Origin of the sequence: Paenibacillus sp. FSL R7-0273 (genome assembly GCF_000758625.1) — a bacterium.
Classification (GTDB): Bacteria; Bacillota; Bacilli; order Paenibacillales; family Paenibacillaceae; genus Paenibacillus_AQ.
On the sequence record NZ_CP009283.1, the window covers coordinates 6266677 to 6284170 of the forward strand.

At 53.2% G+C, this 17494-nt stretch carries 13 protein-coding genes; 1 reads left to right on the plus strand and 12 read right to left on the minus strand.

What is annotated here, in order from left to right; all coding sequences use genetic code 11:
• Positions 1-91: 91 nt before the first annotated feature.
• The 12 genes from R70723_RS26950 to R70723_RS27005 all read right to left on the minus strand — a co-directional run bounded on the left by R70723_RS26950 (position 92) and on the right by R70723_RS27005 (position 16288).
• The gene (locus R70723_RS26950) at positions 92-1051 is read right to left on the minus strand and encodes a carbohydrate ABC transporter permease (RefSeq protein ID WP_047171246.1); all 960 of its coding nucleotides are present in this window, start codon (positions 1049-1051) and stop codon (positions 92-94) included.
• On the minus strand, positions 1052-2026 hold the full coding sequence (locus R70723_RS26955; protein ID WP_039877104.1) for an ABC transporter permease: 975 nt from the start codon (positions 2024-2026) through the stop codon (positions 1052-1054).
• An 84-nt stretch (positions 2027-2110) separates the two neighbouring features.
• Positions 2111-3814: a type 2 periplasmic-binding domain-containing protein gene (locus tag R70723_RS26960; protein ID WP_039877105.1), complete on the minus strand. Its 1704-nt coding sequence runs from the start codon at positions 3812-3814 to the stop codon at positions 2111-2113.
• Between the two features lie 114 nt (positions 3815-3928).
• The gene (locus R70723_RS26965; protein WP_039879346.1) at positions 3929-5464 is read right to left on the minus strand and encodes a response regulator transcription factor; all 1536 of its coding nucleotides are present in this window, start codon (positions 5462-5464) and stop codon (positions 3929-3931) included.
• 11 nt (positions 5465-5475) lie between these two features.
• On the minus strand, positions 5476-7281 hold the full coding sequence (locus R70723_RS26970) for a sensor histidine kinase (protein ID WP_039877108.1): 1806 nt from the start codon (positions 7279-7281) through the stop codon (positions 5476-5478).
• Between the two features lie 20 nt (positions 7282-7301).
• Entirely contained in the window at positions 7302-8843 is a 1542-nt protein-coding gene (locus R70723_RS26975; protein WP_039877110.1) for a response regulator transcription factor, read from the minus strand.
• 233 nt (positions 8844-9076) lie between these two features.
• Positions 9077-10471 (minus strand): ADP-ribosylglycohydrolase family protein, encoded by a 1395-nt coding sequence (locus tag R70723_RS26980; RefSeq protein ID WP_039877112.1) that lies wholly within the window; start codon positions 10469-10471, stop codon positions 9077-9079.
• Positions 10471-11430, minus strand: a complete 960-nt coding sequence (locus R70723_RS26985; RefSeq protein WP_039877114.1) for a nucleoside hydrolase — start codon at positions 11428-11430, stop codon at positions 10471-10473. The genes R70723_RS26980 and R70723_RS26985 overlap by 1 nt, the downstream gene beginning before the upstream one ends.
• Positions 11431-11489: 59 nt before the next feature.
• Entirely contained in the window at positions 11490-12428 is a 939-nt protein-coding gene (locus R70723_RS26990) for an ABC transporter permease (protein ID WP_039877116.1), read from the minus strand.
• Complete coding sequence (locus R70723_RS26995; protein ID WP_039877117.1) at positions 12425-13474, minus strand: ABC transporter permease; 1050 nt, start codon at positions 13472-13474, stop codon at positions 12425-12427. Before R70723_RS26995 ends, R70723_RS26990 begins: the two co-directional genes overlap by 4 nt.
• On the minus strand, positions 13467-15029 hold the full coding sequence (locus R70723_RS27000; protein WP_144027159.1) for an ABC transporter ATP-binding protein: 1563 nt from the start codon (positions 15027-15029) through the stop codon (positions 13467-13469). Before R70723_RS27000 ends, R70723_RS26995 begins: the two co-directional genes overlap by 8 nt.
• 119 nt (positions 15030-15148) lie before the next feature.
• Positions 15149-16288 carry a BMP family ABC transporter substrate-binding protein gene (locus R70723_RS27005; protein WP_039877119.1) on the minus strand — a complete coding sequence of 380 codons (1140 nt, stop codon included), beginning with the start codon at positions 16286-16288 and terminating at the stop codon, positions 15149-15151.
• A gap of 327 nt (positions 16289-16615) precedes the next feature.
• Here R70723_RS27005 and R70723_RS27010 point away from each other — a divergent pair, with 327 nt between their 5' ends.
• Positions 16616-17371, plus strand: coding sequence for an AraC family transcriptional regulator (locus R70723_RS27010; protein WP_039877120.1), 756 nt, complete (start codon positions 16616-16618; stop codon positions 17369-17371).
• The last annotated feature ends 123 nt before the right edge of the window (positions 17372-17494 follow it).

Consider the following 17494-nt stretch of genomic DNA (forward strand, 5'->3'; position numbering starts at 1 on the left):
TTTAGATGACCATTTTCCCGCTAATACTCAATTTCCAGCCTTTAGCCGCAAAATAGGTGGCCAATTTCCACTTAATTTGAGAACTCAGCTCCTACTCCTTAACACTCCCCACATTCAGCCCGACCACAAAATACTTCTGCATGAACGGATACACGAGCAGGATCGGAACCGAAGCGACTACTGTAATCGCGGCCCGGATCGACAGCGGTGTCACCAGCGCCCGTGCTGAATCTTGGTCCATCCCTACCCCGGCGGCAACGTTCGGGTTGCTGTTGGAGTTCATCGTCGAGGACAGCAGCTTCATCAGCTCGTACTGCAGTGTACTCAGGTGCTGCCGGGAGGAGGTGTAGATAAAGGCATCGAACCAGGAGTTCCAGGCGCCTACCGCCACAAACAGCGCTATCGTTGCAAGCACCGGCTTACACAGCGGGAAGACCACCCTCATGAAGATTTTGAAATCTCCGGCTCCGTCAATTTTCGCTGATTCCATCAGGCTTTCAGGAATGGTACCGATATAAGTCCGGATAACGATCATATTGAAGGCACTGATCATCGACGGGAGAATATAAACCCAGAAGCTGTTAATCAGGTTCAGATCCTTGATCAGGAAATAGCTCGGGATCAGACCGGCGCTGAAATACATCGTCAGCACGAAGATCACCGTGATCGGCTGGCGGAAGACATATTCCCGCCGGCTCAGCGTATAGGCCAGCATGGTCGTCAGAAAGATATTCAGTACTGTCGACAGCACCGTCCGCGCTACAGAAACCAGAAAAGCATCATAAATCGTGCCGGAGGCAAAGATCGCCTTGTAATTCTGGACAGTCCAGGCTCTCGGCCATAAGTAAATGCCGCCGCGGATTGTGTCATTCCCCGCGTTAAACGAAACGGCAATGGTATTCAGGAACGGATACAAGGTAACAATCACGAGACAAATCATAAATACTGTATTAAAGGTGGTGAACAGCACAGGCTCCAGCTTCCCTTTGCCAATGCTTTTTCTCACTGTCATGCCTGTGTTGTGCCCGGGGCTAATCTGCTTGTTATCCATTTATAACAACCTCTCTTCCCCAAGCCGCTTGGAAATACCGTTAGCCATAAGCAGCAAGGTTACGCTGACCACTGTTTTGAAGATACCGCCTGCGGTTGCGAGTGAATAGTTGCCTTGCGCCAGCCCGTATTTTAGTACAAAAATATCTATCGTTTCCGCCCAATCGACGACAAGCCCGTTACCAAGCAGGTACTGTACCTCAAAGCCTGCCTCCAGCACATGCCCGATGGACATGATCATCAGGATGACGATGGTCGCTTTAATGCCGGGCAGCGTGACAAACTGCATTTTTTTGTAGCGGCTCGCACCGTCGATTTCCGCAGCCTCATACAGCGCCGGGTCGATTGATGCAATAGCTGCCAGATAAATAATCGTATTCCAGCCGACTTCCTTCCACACATGCGAGGCGCCGACAATGCCCCAGAAGTACTTGCCCTCACTGAGCCACAGAATTGGCTCTTTAATCAGGTGCAGCTTCATCAATACAATATTGATAATCCCGTCATTGATCGACAGCGAGGTCGCCACAATGCCGGTAACGATAATCCACGACAGGAAATGCGGCAGATAAGAGATGGTTTGTACCGTTCTTTTCCAAAGCACATTTTTGATTTCATTCAGCAGCAGCGCCAGCACAATGGCCGTTACAAATCCCAGCACCAGGTTAATGATCCCCATGGACAAGGTATTGCGCAGGACACGCAGAAAATTATCGTCGGTAAACAGAAAGTTGAACTGCTTGAAGCCCACCCATTCCTGTTCACTAAAGGACTTTGCAGGGCGGTAATTTTGGAAGGCCATTGTCCAGCCCCAGACGGGCACGTAGGCAAAAAGAATAATGTAGAGCATTAAAGGCACTGACATCCAAATCAGCTGATTCTGGCTTTTAATCAGCGACCAGGTAACCGGCCGCTTTTTCTTTTTGCGGCGGTTGGGATGCCGGACGGCTATTTCTGTTTCTAAGGTCTCAGCCATAGTAATTGTCTCCCCGCTCCATCGTTTATTGGAGCAGGCGGAAGGCCGGAACGGCCCTCCGCCTGCTGTTTCATTGCGCCTTCCTTACTTGCTCCAGTTATCAATTCTCCATTTGATCTGCTCGTTGATCTTGTCTTCGTAAGCCTTCACATTGGCCTTCTGGATCTGCCCGACATAATCGGTCCACACGGCATCGAATTCATCCGGACTCGCAAGAATTGCCTTAGGAAGGAATTTGGTCTGTAATTCATTTAATTTGGTGTTGGCTATTTTGGCATCGGAGCCTTCAATCAGGTCAATGGACCAGGCCGGGTAATAGACCGGGTTGGCAGGCGGCTCACTGAAGAAATCCACATAAGTATCGTAGCCATAAGCATCAAGCACTTCCTTATCAAAAGGCTTGAGTCCTGCCTTATACTCTTCCGGCTGTGCTGCTGCGTCCGTCGAGTTGCCATCACTGAAGCTTCCCTCCATCTTAGGAAGGTAGCTGAAGAGCGACTTGGCTTTATTGGCCAGCTGCCAGGTAGCATCAGCTGCATTGTCGCGCTGCTCCTGTGTTCTCATGAATCTGCCGTTCTCTACGATATAATCTTCGCCTTCAATACCCCAGGAGAAGGTCTTCTGCCATTCTTCCTGAATCAGGGTGTCGAGCAGCTTGATAATTTTTACCGGATCCTTGGCGTTGATACTGATACCGAAGCCGTTGTTAAGGTTCAGAACCGCAAGATCACGGTAATAGTCCTTGGTAGCCTTGTCGTATACGAGCGGGAGCCCGACGTAGGTACGTTCAATTTTGCCCTGGGTGGTCAGTGAATCCTCGGCAGCGTTGAAGTTCCAGTGCTGGTCGAACATCCCCAGAACGGTTCCGCTGGACAGCTTCGCCATATACTGGTCATAGTTCTGCACAAAGGTCTCTTTATCGATCAGACCCTTTTGATTGAGTTCATTGAGCTTCTGGTAATACTGCTTGGCATAATCCTTGTCTGCAAAAATCTCAGCCACGCCGTCTTTGACCACAACACCGCCATCGTTCGGATGCCCGATCAGATGCTGAGGCGCATTGAACAGTCCCCAGTTTTTCCAGTCATAATTCAGAATTTCGAAGCCGATGGTCGGACTGCCGTCAATTTTCGGATATTTCTCTTTGTATTTCTCAATCAGGTCAAAGTACTCATCCAGTGTCTTGACCTGCGGATAGCCGAATTCCTTGAGCACTGCCTTCTGGATCCAGAAGGCCGGGCCTGAATACCAGGCGCTGTTTACCTTGCCGTTGTATACCCCGTAGTTAGGCAGGATATAGATATGTCCGTCATTAGGGTCCTTCATCATGTTCCAGTACTCTGCATAATGCGCTTTCAAATTCGGAGCATGCTCTTCAATCAGATCTTCGAGCGGAATATATGCACCCGCTGCAGTCAGCTTCGTATTCCCTGTCATCATATCGGGATAATCCTGGCCGGCAATCATAACGCCCAGCTTCTGGTTAATGTCGCCTGCCAAAAATTCAAAATTGAAGCTGGCACCCGTTTCATCTTTGATTTTCTTGTAAATTTTATTGTCCGGCGTCGGCTGCTGGCCGGCTTCGCCCAGAAACACACTGATGTTGAACGGCTCAATTTTGTCGCCCGTGTCCGCAGCTCCTGCAGTTTGTGCCGCACCGGTCTCTTCAGCCTTGGCATTATCCTTGGTATTGCCGTTGTTATTGCCGCCGCAGCCGGCGAGTGCAAAGCTCAGGGATAACAGCGTGATCAGCGATAACTTGAACGTCCGTTTTGACTTGCCCCCCATAAAGCACCTCCATATTTTTGGTTACGCCTTTTTTGTAAGCACTTACATTTATAAATTATAGAGGTGATTCCAGGCGCAAAATACAACCGAATTAAAGGTATAACCCAAAAAACTTTAGGACTTTGCCTGCCGGTATTCGTTCGGGGACAGATGCATCTTCTTCTCAAACTGCTTCAGGAACTGCCCGTAATTGGCATAGCCTACCTTCTCGGCAATCTCCGACAGCTTAAGCCTGCGCTCCTCCAGCAGCTTCACCGCCTCTTCAATCCGCAGGCTGTGCAGAAGCTCATTGAAGCCCATTCCGTTCTTTTTGATCAGGAGCTGGCCCAGATAGACGGGGTGCAGATAAAAGATTTCCGCCAGCCTCTGAATCGTCAGGCTCTCACGGTAGTGCTCCCGGATGTAGAGGTTGATATCTCTTACAACATCGTGCGAGCGCCTGTCCCGCTCCTGCAGCAGCAGTCCGATTCCTGCCTCGGCAGCAGCATCCAGATGCTTCATCAGTCTGTCCAGCGTTAGCAACTGGCTGGTAAGCTCGGATAAACGGCGCTCCCCGGAATTCTCGCTGGCCGCTTCCTCCTCCGGCAGCGGAGCCAGCTCCCGGATCCGGTAGATCAGATGAATGATGAATTTCCTCACGGTACCCGGGGACACATGCTTTGCACGGAAGCTGCGGGCCGCACTGGCCGTCGCCTCCCGGAAGCCGGGCAGGTCCAGCGTATTTACGAAGCCGGTCAGTTCATCGGCCAGCCGGATATGGTCATAATCGCTGCTGAAGGGGGTATTACGGATCTCCTCATACATCAGCAGCCCTGCCGCAGGAGCTCTATAAAAGAAATGCTGCAGCGTTTCTTTAGCTGTCTGGTAGCTGTGATTAATGCCGTTAAGTACAGCTGTATTGTCACCGGACGCCATAAATAACGGAATATCCGGGCACTCCTGCCGCAGTGCATCGGTTATCCGCACTAGTGTCCGGCGGCCTTCCTCAGCCGAAGCACTGCCAAGCACCATTGCGCAGCCGCCCGCTTCCATATCTGCAAGAACCGCATCCGCCATGCCCGTGAGCAGCGCAGCGGCCCGGCCTCTGACTTCGGCATAACGCTGCGGCTCAGTCAGGATTAGGCATACACTCCAGCTGTCCGCGTCTTCCGGCAGCCCGGCAAGCAGCTCCGGGGCAGCCTGTACAGAGGTCTGCCCGAGGAGCAGCCCTTTAATGAACGCCGCGGCCTCTTCCGACACGGCAAGCTGACGGCATTTGCGGCTGTGTGCCTCCTGGTCCAGCTCCAGGCGGATTTGACGCAGCTCTTCCCCGGCCTCCTCCGGAAATACCGGCTTCAGCAGATAGTGATGAATGCCGTACCGGATCGCCGTCTGCGCATATTCAAACTCACTGTAGCCGCTGAGAATAGCGAACTTGGTCTCCCTGCCCCCTGCCTGCTGCCAGGCGGCAACCATCTCCAGGCCGCTGAGCAGCGGCATGTTCACATCTGTAATGACGAGATCCGGTGCAAGCTCCCGGATCATCTGCAGTCCCGCCTGGCCGTTCGCACAGGTTCCGACAATTTCAAAGCCCAGCACCTGCCAGTCGATCCACAGCTCCATTGCCTCCAGAGCGCTAGGCTCATCATCAATCAGCAGCACTTTATACATTGTCACAGCCTTCACTCCCCTCCCGGCGGATGAATCCGCTCCAGCAGCTTCAGCGGGATACCGAACGACACGGACGTCCCTTCATCCGGTGCGCTGATGATTTCAAAAGTAACCTGATCCGCATAATACAGCTCCAGCCTGCGGTATACATTACGCATCCCGATATTCAGCCCGGAGGAATCCTCGGTGCGGATATTATGCAGCAGCTCCTTCAGCTTGGCAGCATCCATCCCTTTTCCGTTGTCTGAAACGGTAATCTGCAGACGGTCCTCCAGGGCAGCCGCCCTGATCCTGATCACCCCGAGCCCCTCTATGGTCTGCAGGCCGTGCTTGCAGGAGTTCTCGACAAGCGGCTGCATGCTCAGCTTAGGTATTTTGTAGGTAAGCGCCTGCTCTTCAATTTCGAACTGGTAATCGAACTTGTCGCGGAACCTGAATTTCTCGATCTTCAGATACATTTCGATAAACTGCATTTCCTCCTGCAGTGACACGAGGTCCTCCTTCCATCTGAGCAGCCTGCGCAGCAGCTTGGAGAGGCTTTTGATAATATCCGTCACATCGTCATATTTGTTCTTGGTGCAGACTACGAGAATGGCATTCAGCGTGTTGAACAGAAAATGCGGATTCATCTGGCTCTGCAGAAAATTCAGCTCAGCCCTCACCCGCTCCATCTCCAGGTTCTTACTCTGGATCTCCAGCTTATACACGTCGTTAATCAGCGAATTGATCCGTGAGGTCATCCGGTTGAAATTATGAATCAGCCCGCCGATTTCATCCCGGCCCTCATCAATTCTGATCAGCTCAAACTTCTCGTTGCTCACCTTCTGCATATGCCGGGCCAGCCGCTTCACCCGGTAATTATAGGAGCGCAGCATCACATAGATAAAAGCCGAGGTCAGCAGGGTGACCGTGGTCGCCAGCACCGCCGCATACAGCCGGATATCCAGAACAGCCTGGGCAATCCGCTCCCCCTGAGTAATGCCGATTAGCCGCCAGCCTTTGAGATAATTGGCTGTACCGATAGGCAGGATGTGCACCTCCTGTTCCCCGTCCTCAGGCTGCGTAAACAGCGGATAAGGCTCATCTGTTATATGCTGATAGCCGCTTGCCTCTGACATGACGATCTGATTCTGCTCATTGACCAGGTAAAGGCTCAAATAATCCTTTTCGCGGACAATGATGTCATACACCTCACTGAGGTCGAGATCAATCCGCGACAGCTTCTCATAGGTGCCGAACGAGCTGTAGTGATCCATCCAGTCAATGATGCTGAGCATTGGTGTGGAAGAGTTACTGTTCTCGCTTATCCGGTAGGCGGCTACAACCACCTGGTTGCCGGAAGACTCCGCTTGCCTGTACCAGCCGCTTGTGCGGATTTTCGCGTTAATAGCCTGATAATTGCCGCCGGATACAATAGACTGGTTGGCAGTATATACCGTAATCCGCTCAATCTGGTTGTTAACAGGCATGAAACTGTACAGCCGGTCGCGCAGCTCCTCATCATAGGCGTCATAAAAATCAATGGAATCCTTATAGGGACGGTCCAGCATTTCATACAGGTTCTTGTCTGTGGACAGGGTATAGCTGACGGCGACCCCGCCCTCAATAAAATCATGAATATCCTTTCTTGCCCGCTCCAGGGAAATTTCCAGGTTCTGCTCCTCCCTCGACTTGATGAGGTCCGTAATCCGTCCGAGAAACACCAGGTTGATGACCATAATGGGCAGCAGTACACCCACGATGTAGATCAGAATAAACTTATAATTCAGCGGAATGTCGTTGACGATATTGTTGAAGCGGAACCTTTTTTTGAGCATGGCTTGTGCACCCGGCTTTCCTAGAGCTGCTTGCTGTGATCAGAGTTCTTGTATACAGAAGGCAGAACGCCTGCGATTCCCTTGAATTTGTCGATAAAATAATCCGTGTTGCTGAACCCGACCTGGGCCGCCACATCGGAAATTTTCAGCTCTGTCCGCTTGAGCAGCGCCTTGGCTGCTTCAATCCGCTTGACGTTCAGATATTCGCTGAAGCTGCGTCCCGTCTCCTTGCGGAACAGCTGTCCAAGATAGGCCGGGTTCATATGAAACTGCCGGGCCAGCTCCTGCAGCTGCAGCTTATTGCGGAATTCCTGGTCCACATAGCGGATGACGTTATAGATGGTGTTCCCCTCATTCGCCTCCTGGAGCTGTGCCAGATAAGCCGCCGCCGTATTGCAGAGACCGCTGGCATAGGCTCCGAGCCGCGAATAATCACTGAGCTCGCCCAGACTGCCCCAGGCCTCCTGATGCCCCTTCATCATCGCTGCCGGGTCTCCGCTATGCTCAGCCGCCAGCCTGCACAGGTTCATTTCCAGATGGGCAATGCCGGCCTGCACAGCTTCCACGGAATACTGCTGCTGCGAATACAGCCGGAAGAGCTCCCGCACACACGGTTCAATCTCCTGCAGTTCACCTGCTTTGACTTTATCCAGCAGGTCTGTAAAGGTGACCTGCTCCCTGCCTCCAGCTCGGCCGCTCCGCTTGAACTCACTGTGAAAAAACACGCCTCCCTGCTCGGCAGAGTACCTCAGCTTCTGCATTTCCAGCAGCTGCAGATAAATCTCCTTAACGGATTCGATGCCTGCCATTCTGTCACTGACCATCACCGCCACCGGCTCCAGCAGCAGCTTCTCCAGCTCCTGCTGCAGGCCAGTGATGCCGGCCTTCAGGCTCTCCCGGGAGATCCCTTCCGATTGCAGCAGCAGCCCTGCCCGTTCAGCACTGTCCTGAAAGCTGCAGGTCAGCTCGGCGGGAAAGCAGCTGTGCGCCAGCTGCCGCAGATGCCCTGCAGCTGACGGCGGATCGGCCAGAATGCCGAGCAGCTCGCTATCCGCGGGGAGCTTAATCAGGCTGGAGGCCACCAGCCGGAAATCACCCTCATCCTCGCCCTGAATCAGACGGTTTAGCAGGCTGCCGATGATTCCCGCCTGCTTCTGCTGCTGCTCATCGATGGAAGCGATTTCACTAGTGATTATGGTACTGAGCCTGCCCAGCAGGTCCTCCAGCTCCTCCTCGTCAACCGGCTTCAGCAGATACTGCTCCACCCGCTGGCGCAGGGCTGTCCGGGCATACTGGAAATCATCATACCCGCTCAGAATGACAAACCGGGGCGGCCGGGCCATCGATTGATTCAGCCTGGTGATCAGCTCCAGTCCGTTAAATACCGGTATATTGATATCCGTCAGTACAAGGTCCGGCTGGTGCAGCTCAATCAGCCGCAGCGCCTCCGGCCCGTTCAACGCCTCACCGCACAGCTCAAAGCCGGATTTCTCCCAGTCCACCATAATCCGCAGCCCCTCCAGTACCCAGGGCTCATCATCCACAATCAGCGCCTTTAGCATGAACCGCACTCCTCCCCCATTGATTCTGTATGCAATTGTTAGTTAACTGCCAACCAAATAACTATAGATTATGCTAACATAGTTCACTATTTCTGTGACATATTTCCGTTGTTATTTTATTCGTGGATGGGCAGCGGCTTGCCGGCCCGGCCATAAAAAAACGCTCTTTGCCGGAAGAGACACCGCAGTGTCCGCTTCTTGCAAAGAGCGTTATTATACATTTTATAAGCAACCTAACCCTGTCCAAGCTCCGCACGCAGCTTCAGAAACACCTGATAGCTCCGCTCCGCGCAGGCCGAAATGGCAATCGGATGGAAGCCCGGAAGGTCAGCATACAGCGTATCGTTCAGCGGTGCTGTCCAGCTTGCCGGCAGCTGGCTTGCACCCAGCTTCGCACCCATGATCGAGCCTACCGTAGCCCCGTTGCAGTCCGTGTCCATTCCGCCATATACAGAGGTAACTACCGCCTTCTCAAAGTCATTGCCGCCATAGACCAGCGATGCAGCAACAAGCGCAGCATTATTGACTGTATGCACCGGATCATAATGGCTGAACTTATCCCAGATACGGCTGACCAGCTCGCGTTCACTTTTGGCTGATTGGGCAATATCAATCCCCTGGAGCACCGCCTCGGCGAGCCGGCTCTTAGCCGGAACCTCGCTGAGTCCAATCTCCAGAATCCGCTCGTTGTCCTGCTCCGCGAAGGCGGCCGAGATCATGGCCGCGTTGAACATCTCGCCGTAGATCCCGTTCTTCACATGGGAGAAGGACGCATCACGCCAGCCCAGCTCGGCGGCCAGCTCCGGATGCCCGGCTGCGCCGTAAGCCAGCCCGTCTGCCCGGATGGCAGCGCCGATCCATTCACGGTACGGATTAAGATGCATCCGCACCCGTTCCAGCCGCTGCGCCCAGTCAGCCGGCTTCTCCTTATGCATATGGGAGGTTTCAGCGGCGAAGTTCATATAGGTCTGCGTTTCGGCGGTACATACCTGCGCATAGGTCAGGTTGCCGTGCCACAGCTTGCCGATATCCCAGGCATCCCAGGTAAGCCCCTTCTGCTCCAGCAGCAGCAGCCCCAGGACGGTATAACGGAGGTCGTCGTCACTCTCCATGAACCTGATCTTCTCCCGCGTGCTGGTGAAGGACCAGGCGCTAAGGCCAAGCCCGTACTCCGCTTCCGCTCTGGAGTTATCCGGCGTATAGCCCTTAATCGGCCAGGCATCCGCACCCTGGAACCAGAGCTCGATGTTCTCCCAGCCCGGACGGCCGTCCTTGCCGTACAGATAATCCCAATGCTCCAGCGGCTTGCCGAGCGCGCAGCCGACGCTTCTGCCCAGCCAGGCCCCGTGGAATTTATCCCGCCACTGCTCAGGCGTCCACGAAGGGTCAAGCCTGCGCGGCCCGTCCGGCCGCAGGGCGCGGATTTCATCAAGCCCCGAGGGCTCCTGATACGGGAAATCCTCAGCCACCTCAAGCTCCATCAGCTCGCGGTAGACTTCCATCAGCCTGCTTTCATCAGTACCTGCAGCGGCCAGCTTCTCAGCTATTCCATCCGTCCGGCAGCCTTCCTCGTTTCGCTGCTGCAGCTCGAACTTTGCCGTCTCCTGCAGATTCTCCCAGCCGGCCATCAGCTATTTCCCCCGGCCGCCGCAAGCAGCCCCTGGTCCAGCCGTTCCAGTGAATCGAACAGCAGCTTCATGAACGCTTCGCGGTCAACACCGGTCAGCACCTGCACATTCGGCTGGCGGTCCGGCTTCTTTCTGCGGTCAGCCACGGTCATGCCGCGGGTCAGCTTACCCTCGGTTTCCACCGTCACATAGAGCTGCTCTGACTGGAACAGCTCCGGGTGCACCAGCCAGGCTACGGCGCATGGATCATGCAGCGCGTTGCCGACGTAGCCCATTTTTTTGCCATAGATTGAGTAGAAATCCAGCAGCTCCCCGACCATTACAGACACCGGGCCCTTCTGCTTCAGCTCAAGGATTTCCTCCTCGAAAATCGCCGCCTTATCCGTCACATCCAGACCGCTCATCACAATAGGAATACCCGATTCATAGACGATCCGTGCAGCTTCCGGGTCTACAAAGATATTGAATTCAGCCGTGCTGGTCACATTCCCGTAAGCCAGGCCCCCGCCCATCAGCGAGATTTCCTTAATCTTGCTCTTTACTTCCGGGTAAGCGGTGATTAGCAGTGCAATATTGGTTAACGGTGCCAGCGGCACCAGTGTAACCGGCTTCTCCGATGCGCGGATAAGCCCGAGCATGAATTCAACCGCACCCTGCTCCACCGGCTTGAACCTGCTGGCCGGCAGCACCGGGCCGTCCATCCCGGATTCTCCGTGCGCTTCCTCTCCCGTCACCAGCTTGCCGAACAGCGGTCCGGCTGCCCCTTTGGCAACAGGGATATCCGCATTAACGAAGCTGAGCACCTTCAGGGCGTTATCCGTTATTTTATCAAGAATCTGGTTACCGCCTACCGTTGTAATGCCCCGGATTTCCAGCTCCTCCGGATGCGCCAGCGCCAGCAGAATCGCAATCGCGTCATCATGCCCCGGGTCACAGTCAATAATTATGGGTCTTGGCATCGTTGTTCTCCCCCTTATGTCTTTCTCAGCAGCCAATCCTTGCCTGAAGCAGCTCTCCGCTACTTCACCACAGGAGCTTTAACCTTCTTGTTCTTCTTCCGGGTCTCTGAGACCGCATAGATGACCAGACCGATCACAGTTGCCACATAAGGCAGCGTAGCGATCAGCTCAGCCGGAATTTTCAGCACCTGAAGCGCATTGGACAATGCATCGGCTGCTCCGAACAGCAGCGAGGTCAGCGCCGTCCCGATCGTTGTGCTGCGGCCCATGGATTCTGCGGCAATCGCGATCCAGCCCCGGCCGGCGATCATATCACGCGTGAACAGTGACAGATAGCCCATAGACATGTAAGCTCCGCCCAGGCTGGCAAAAAATCCGCTGAGCAGCAGCGCAGTATACTGAATCCGGACTACACTGACCCCGACCGACTGGGCGGCATGCGGGTTCTCGCCGACTGAACGGATACGCAGTCCAAGCGGTGTGCGGTTCAGCAGATAATACACGACCAGTACAGCCAGAATGGAGACGTAGGTCAGAATGTGGTGCCCTGACAGAATAGGCCCAAGCACCGGAATATCCTTCAGCAGCGGAATCTGCACATTTGGCAGCACTTTACTGGCCAGAGAGGTCGAGGACCCCTTGTCTCCGCTAAGCAGATACAGGATGAACACTGTACCGCCTGAGGCGAACATGTTGATTGCAACCCCGCCGAGAATAATATGCGTCTTAAATTTCAGGGTAAAAAAGGCCAGCACGCCGGCAATCAGTGTTCCCGACATCACCGCGCCAAGCAGTCCAACCCAGGCACTCTGGGTATACGCGCTGACAATGACCCCGGCCAGGGCCGACACCAGCATGATCCCTTCCATCCCGATATTAATAATGCCGGCCCGGTTGGAAATCAGCGCCCCCAGTGCAGCGAACAGAATAGGTGTGGTTACACGCAGCAGCGAGAAGGCAAAGTCCGTCGTAAAAATAACATCCAGCAGACTGTTCATGCGTTTGCTTTCGCCTCCTTCAGCAGCATCCGGTTTTTCCAGAATTTCAGGAATTGCTCAGCGGAGATCAGCAGGATAATAACCGCCTGGATGATCGAGATCATCTCGGAGGGCACATCCGACAGACGGGCCATCATATCGGCGCCGATGCGGATGTAAGCCAGGAACAGGGCTGAGCCGATAACGGATATCGGATTGTTTTTGGCCAGCATCGCCACCAGTGCACCGTCAAGACCGTACCCGGGCAGAGATGCCCACTGGAACCGGTTGTACATTCCCAATACTTCGACTGATCCGCCCATTCCGGCGATAAAGCCGGCAATCAGATGGACCAGAATGATTACTTTTGCAGTCTTCATACCCGAGTAGCGGGCAAAATCACGGTTCACACCGGTCATCCGCAGCTCATAGCCCCATTTGGTCCGGTACAGGAACAGGTGGGCCAGAACGATCATTACCAGTACAATAATCAGACCGGTGTGGATGCGTGTGCCGGTGAAGATTTTGCTCAGCTGGGCTGTCTCTTGAAACTTGTAGGATACATTGGCAAAAGCCTTTGCATCGCGCAGATGATAGTTAAGCAGATAGAGTCCGATTCCGAACAAAATATTGTTGAACATCAGTGAAGTGACCAGCTCGTTGGCGTTCCACTTGGCTTTGAGAATACCCGGGATCGCCGACAGCAGCGCTCCGACAATTGAACCTGCCGCAATCGCTACGATTGGATGAAACCAGCTGTTCAGGCTCAGGTGGATGGCCAGTACAGAAGCCACTACGCCGGAGAAATAGAAGATACCTTCTGCCCCGAGGTTGAACATATTCGCCCGGAACAGCAGGGACACGGCAAGACCGGTGAACATCAGCGGAATGGCCATTTCGATCACGTTGCCGATATGCCCCTTGGTGGAAATAGGCTCCCACAGAAAAATACCTATGGTCTTAAGCGGCTGGTCGCTGACGAGCGAAATAATGATAAAGGCGATGGCCAGCGCAATCAGTATGACCGCCGCCGTCCGGATCACCTCAAAATATTTGACTTTAAACATGGCTTACGGCCCTCCCGATCTGCTGCTTGTCCTGCCTGTTAATACCCAGCATATATAAACCGAGCTCTTCTTCACTTACCTTGGACGGATTCTCAAAGTAGGCTACGATCTGTCCTTCATACATAACAAGGAGGCTGTCGCTCAGCTCCAGAATTTCGTTCAGATCTGCGGACAGGAGTACGATACCGCTGCCGGCGGAGCGCAGCTCCAGCAGCTTCTGGTGAATGAACTGGGCTGCACCGATATCCACGCCCCGGGTCGGCTGCTCGGCAATCAGCAGCTGCGGGCTGGTGGAGCATTCCCGGGCCACGACCACCTTCTGCATGTTACCTCCGGAGAGCATGCCGATCGGCTGCTGCGGGCCTGAGCACCGCACTTTGAATTCCTCTACCAGCGATGCGGCAAGGGCAGCAATCCGCTTACCGTTAAGCAGCGGTCCCTTGTTCATATCCCTGGAACGGTAACGGGTGGAGATTAGATTATCGGAAATGCTGGCATCGCCGGCTGCGCCCTGACGCATCCGGTCCTCCGGGATATAAGATACACCCAGGCTGCGGATGCGGAGAATATCAGCTGCCAGAATATCCGTATCGTTAACCTTTACCGCTCCACTGCTGGATACGGCATGCAAGCCGCCGGTAAGCGCCTCGACCAGCTGATTCTGGCCGTTGCCCTCAACACCGGCAATTCCGACGATCTGGCCTTCACGGACTGCGAAGCTGACCTGCTCCAGCAGTGCCTTGCCCTGGCTGTCGTGGACGGCCAGATTGCTTACGGACAATACCGGCTTGCCGAAAGGTACATTATCTTTATCGTATTTCAGCACAACGTCCCGGCCGACCATCAGCCGTGAAATCTCCTGCTCACTTACATCCTTGGTCTGGAACACCCCTTCGCTGCGGCCGCCGCGCATAATCGTAATCCGGTCGCAGATGGCTTTGACTTCCTTCAGCTTGTGGGAGATGAACACAATCGTGTGCCCCTGCTCCTTCAGATGCTGGAGCTCAACGAACAGCTCCTCTGTCTCCTGCGGAGTCAGCACGGCGGTCGGCTCGTCCAGGATCAGGATTTTGGCACCGCGTACCAGCGCCTTCAGGATTTCCACCTTCTGCTTCATCCCGACGGTAAGGTCCTCGACCTTTGCCTTGGGATTTACAGTGAGATTATACTTACGCGCCGTTTCTTCTGTCAGGCGGACTGCTTCATTGTAATTGAAGCCCACTCCCTTGCGCGGCTCCATGCCAAGCACCATGTTCTCAGCCACCGTAAAGGAAGGCACCAGCATGAAATGCTGATGGACCATGCCGATGCCCCGGTCAATTGCATCCTGCGGGGACTGCAGCTTTACCTTTTCCCCGCGGATGCTGATGTCGCCTTCACTCGGCTCCTCCATCCCGAACATGATCTTCATCAGGGTCGATTTGCCCGCCCCGTTCTCTCCCGCGATGGCATGAATTTCTCCTTCACGCAGGCTAAAGTGGACATCCTTGTTGGCAACGACACCATTGGGATATACCTTGGTTATGCCCCGCATTTCCAGCAGCGCTTGTTCCACGGGTTATCAACGCCTTTCAACTAGACTGGTTTTCTGCAAAAATAGGCAGCTGGAATTCTTCTTGGCTGAAGGAATCCCAACTGCAGGAGATACGGCGTACCGGTTAGTGTTTAATTTAATTAAGGCTTAACAGCATTACGGATCGCTTCAACCTCTGAAGTTTCCATGCCCATTGCGTTGTCTACTGTGATTTCCTTGTTGATCAGCTTCTGCTTCACTTCTTCAACCTTGGCCTGCAGATCTGCAGGGAATACGCTGGTGTAGATGTCATTTTCGGCAATGCCTACGCCGTCTTCAACAAAGCCGAGGACATCGCGTTTGCCCATTTCAAGTGTACCGTCCTGGAGCTTAGTCACAGCGCCCAGAATGGCACTGTCGATTTTTTTGATTGCAGAGGTGATGATCAGGTTTGCTTTTTCACTGTCTGTATCTTTAAGCAGCAGTGCCTGGTCGGAATCGACGCCGATGGCATACTTTGTCTTTTCTTTTGCAGCATCGAAGATACCAAGGCCTGTACCGCCGGCTACGTTAAAAATAATGTCCACTCCGGAGTTGTACTGAATCAGCGACAATTCCTTGCCTTTGGCAGGGTTAACGAAATCGCCCGCGTAGGACACGGCCACTTTTACATCAGGATCAACATATTGCGCACCCTGAATGTAGCCGACCAGGAACGCGTTGATACCAGGGATATCCATACCGCCGACAAAGCCGATCACATTATCCGGATTCGCATTCGGCATATCCGATTGTGTAGCCAGTGCTGCAGTTGCGCCGGCCAGGAAGGAGACTTCATTAGTGGAGTAAGACATGTTATACATATTAGCTGGTGCTTCTTCGATGTCTGTATCGTAGTTGATGAACTTTTTATCCGGATTCGCTTCTGCGGTCATATTGAACATTTCAGTAATTTCCGATCCGCCGGAGATCACAACATCCCAGTCTTCAGCAGCGATATCGTTGAAGCTAGGCTCCCATTTGGTTTTGTCAGTGCCCATCTCGATTACTTTGGTCTCCGCGCCCAGCTCTGTCTTCACTTTCTGCAGGCCGTTGTTGGCAGCATCGAAGAAGGATTTATCTCCAAGCGTTCCCGGAATCAGCAGTACAACCTTCAGCTTGTCGCCTGCACCGGCGTTTGTGCTGTCTGCTGCATTGCTGCCGGTATCCGCCGCGTTTCCATTGTTAGCTGTGTTGTTTCCGCAAGCAGTGACGAGTACCATTACCATAAGCAGCAATAATGTAAGAACATTCTTTTTCATTTTGTCTGTTCACACCCCTGTTTGATATTGATGTAGCTTGTAAAACGGCTGACTTCCCCAATTACACGTTTTGTTCTGTTGTTATGCGGCAGAAGATTTTATGCAAATCCATAAAACGACTGAAAATTAATGAATAGCTTACATTCAGTGATAAAAAAGGTGGTTTTTCGTCAATTAAACAGTCAATTCCCGAACAAGATGGCCAGTCAGGTTGCGAATCTTTCGTTTAATTGATACGATCATAGCAAATACAGAGACAAACTTTTATATACATTCGGTCATTTTTTTGCACGATTCGGCTAAAAGAAAAAGACTAGGAGGATCAACATGGATCGAGTCCTATATATTGTAAATGCTGAGCATGAAGCGGACACCCATATCCCGCGCCATCAGCATGAATGCTTCGAGCTGGTTTATTACATTCACGGGCTCGGCACCTGCAGCATCGGGCAGCGCAGCTATCACTTCCGGCCGCACTCCTTTGCGCTGATCCCGCCTAATTTTAAGCATGATGAGAATCACCAGCCCCGCTCCGAGGTGCTGTTCGTCGGCTTCCATTGCGAGAACCCGGCAATCAGTACATTGTCCGGCGTATTTGAAGATGACAAGGAGCATACCGTGCTGCAGACGCTGGTGCGGATGAACGGGGAATTCAAGCGCAAGCGTGAGGGCTTCTCCGAGCTTTTAAATTTGCAGATGAGCGAAATTACGGTACACCTGCAGCGGCTGCTGGGCGGCTCCGGCTTCCAGTCCCCGGTACAGGACCAGATGCAGTATGTTCTCAACTATATGGAGGAGCATTACCGTCATAAGCTGTCAGTCCAGTCACTGGCGGAGATGTCCGGGTACAGCTACGACCGGTTCCGGCATTTGTTTAAGGAGCGCTTTGGCGAGTCGCCCCACCGTTATCTTTTACTAAAACGCATCAATTATGCCAAATCCCTCCTGCTGCATACCCAGATGCATATTTCCGAGGTATCTGCCACAGCCGGATTCGTGAATGACGCGCAGTTCTGCAATATGTTCAAAAGAGAGGTTGGACTCTCGCCCCGGACCTTCCGCGTTCGCAGTAAAGTTATATAATGTAACATTAGTCACTTACTTCGGCAGAATTTTCTCTATAATGGAGTTTAACTTATCGAAAAAATGAAGCTTGGACGTTAAGACGGGATATATCGCGTAAGATATTATTACAGGGAAGTGATC

What these genes read in the sequence shown, in the direction of transcription:
- R70723_RS26970 (WP_039877108.1), bottom strand. Translation starts at nt 7,281, where the DNA reads ATGCTCAAAAAAAGGTTCCGCTTCAACAATATCGTCAACGACATTCCG.
- R70723_RS26950 (WP_047171246.1), bottom strand. Translation starts at nt 1,051, where the DNA reads ATGGATAACAAGCAGATTAGCCCCGGGCACAACACAGGCATGACAGTG.
- R70723_RS26985 (WP_039877114.1), bottom strand. Translation starts at nt 11,430, where the DNA reads ATGCCAAGACCCATAATTATTGACTGTGACCCGGGGCATGATGACGCG.
- R70723_RS26980 (WP_039877112.1), bottom strand. Translation starts at nt 10,471, where the DNA reads ATGGCCGGCTGGGAGAATCTGCAGGAGACGGCAAAGTTCGAGCTGCAG.
- R70723_RS26990 (WP_039877116.1), bottom strand. Translation starts at nt 12,428, where the DNA reads ATGAACAGTCTGCTGGATGTTATTTTTACGACGGACTTTGCCTTCTCG.
- R70723_RS26965 (WP_039879346.1), bottom strand. Translation starts at nt 5,464, where the DNA reads ATGTATAAAGTGCTGCTGATTGATGATGAGCCTAGCGCTCTGGAGGCA.
- R70723_RS26975 (WP_039877110.1), bottom strand. Translation starts at nt 8,843, where the DNA reads ATGCTAAAGGCGCTGATTGTGGATGATGAGCCCTGGGTACTGGAGGGG.
- R70723_RS26960 (WP_039877105.1), bottom strand. Translation starts at nt 3,814, where the DNA reads ATGGGGGGCAAGTCAAAACGGACGTTCAAGTTATCGCTGATCACGCTG.
- R70723_RS27010 (WP_039877120.1), top strand. Translation starts at nt 16,616, where the DNA reads ATGGATCGAGTCCTATATATTGTAAATGCTGAGCATGAAGCGGACACC.
- R70723_RS27005 (WP_039877119.1), bottom strand. Translation starts at nt 16,288, where the DNA reads ATGAAAAAGAATGTTCTTACATTATTGCTGCTTATGGTAATGGTACTC.
- R70723_RS26955 (WP_039877104.1), bottom strand. Translation starts at nt 2,026, where the DNA reads ATGGCTGAGACCTTAGAAACAGAAATAGCCGTCCGGCATCCCAACCGC.
- R70723_RS26995 (WP_039877117.1), bottom strand. Translation starts at nt 13,474, where the DNA reads ATGTTTAAAGTCAAATATTTTGAGGTGATCCGGACGGCGGCGGTCATA.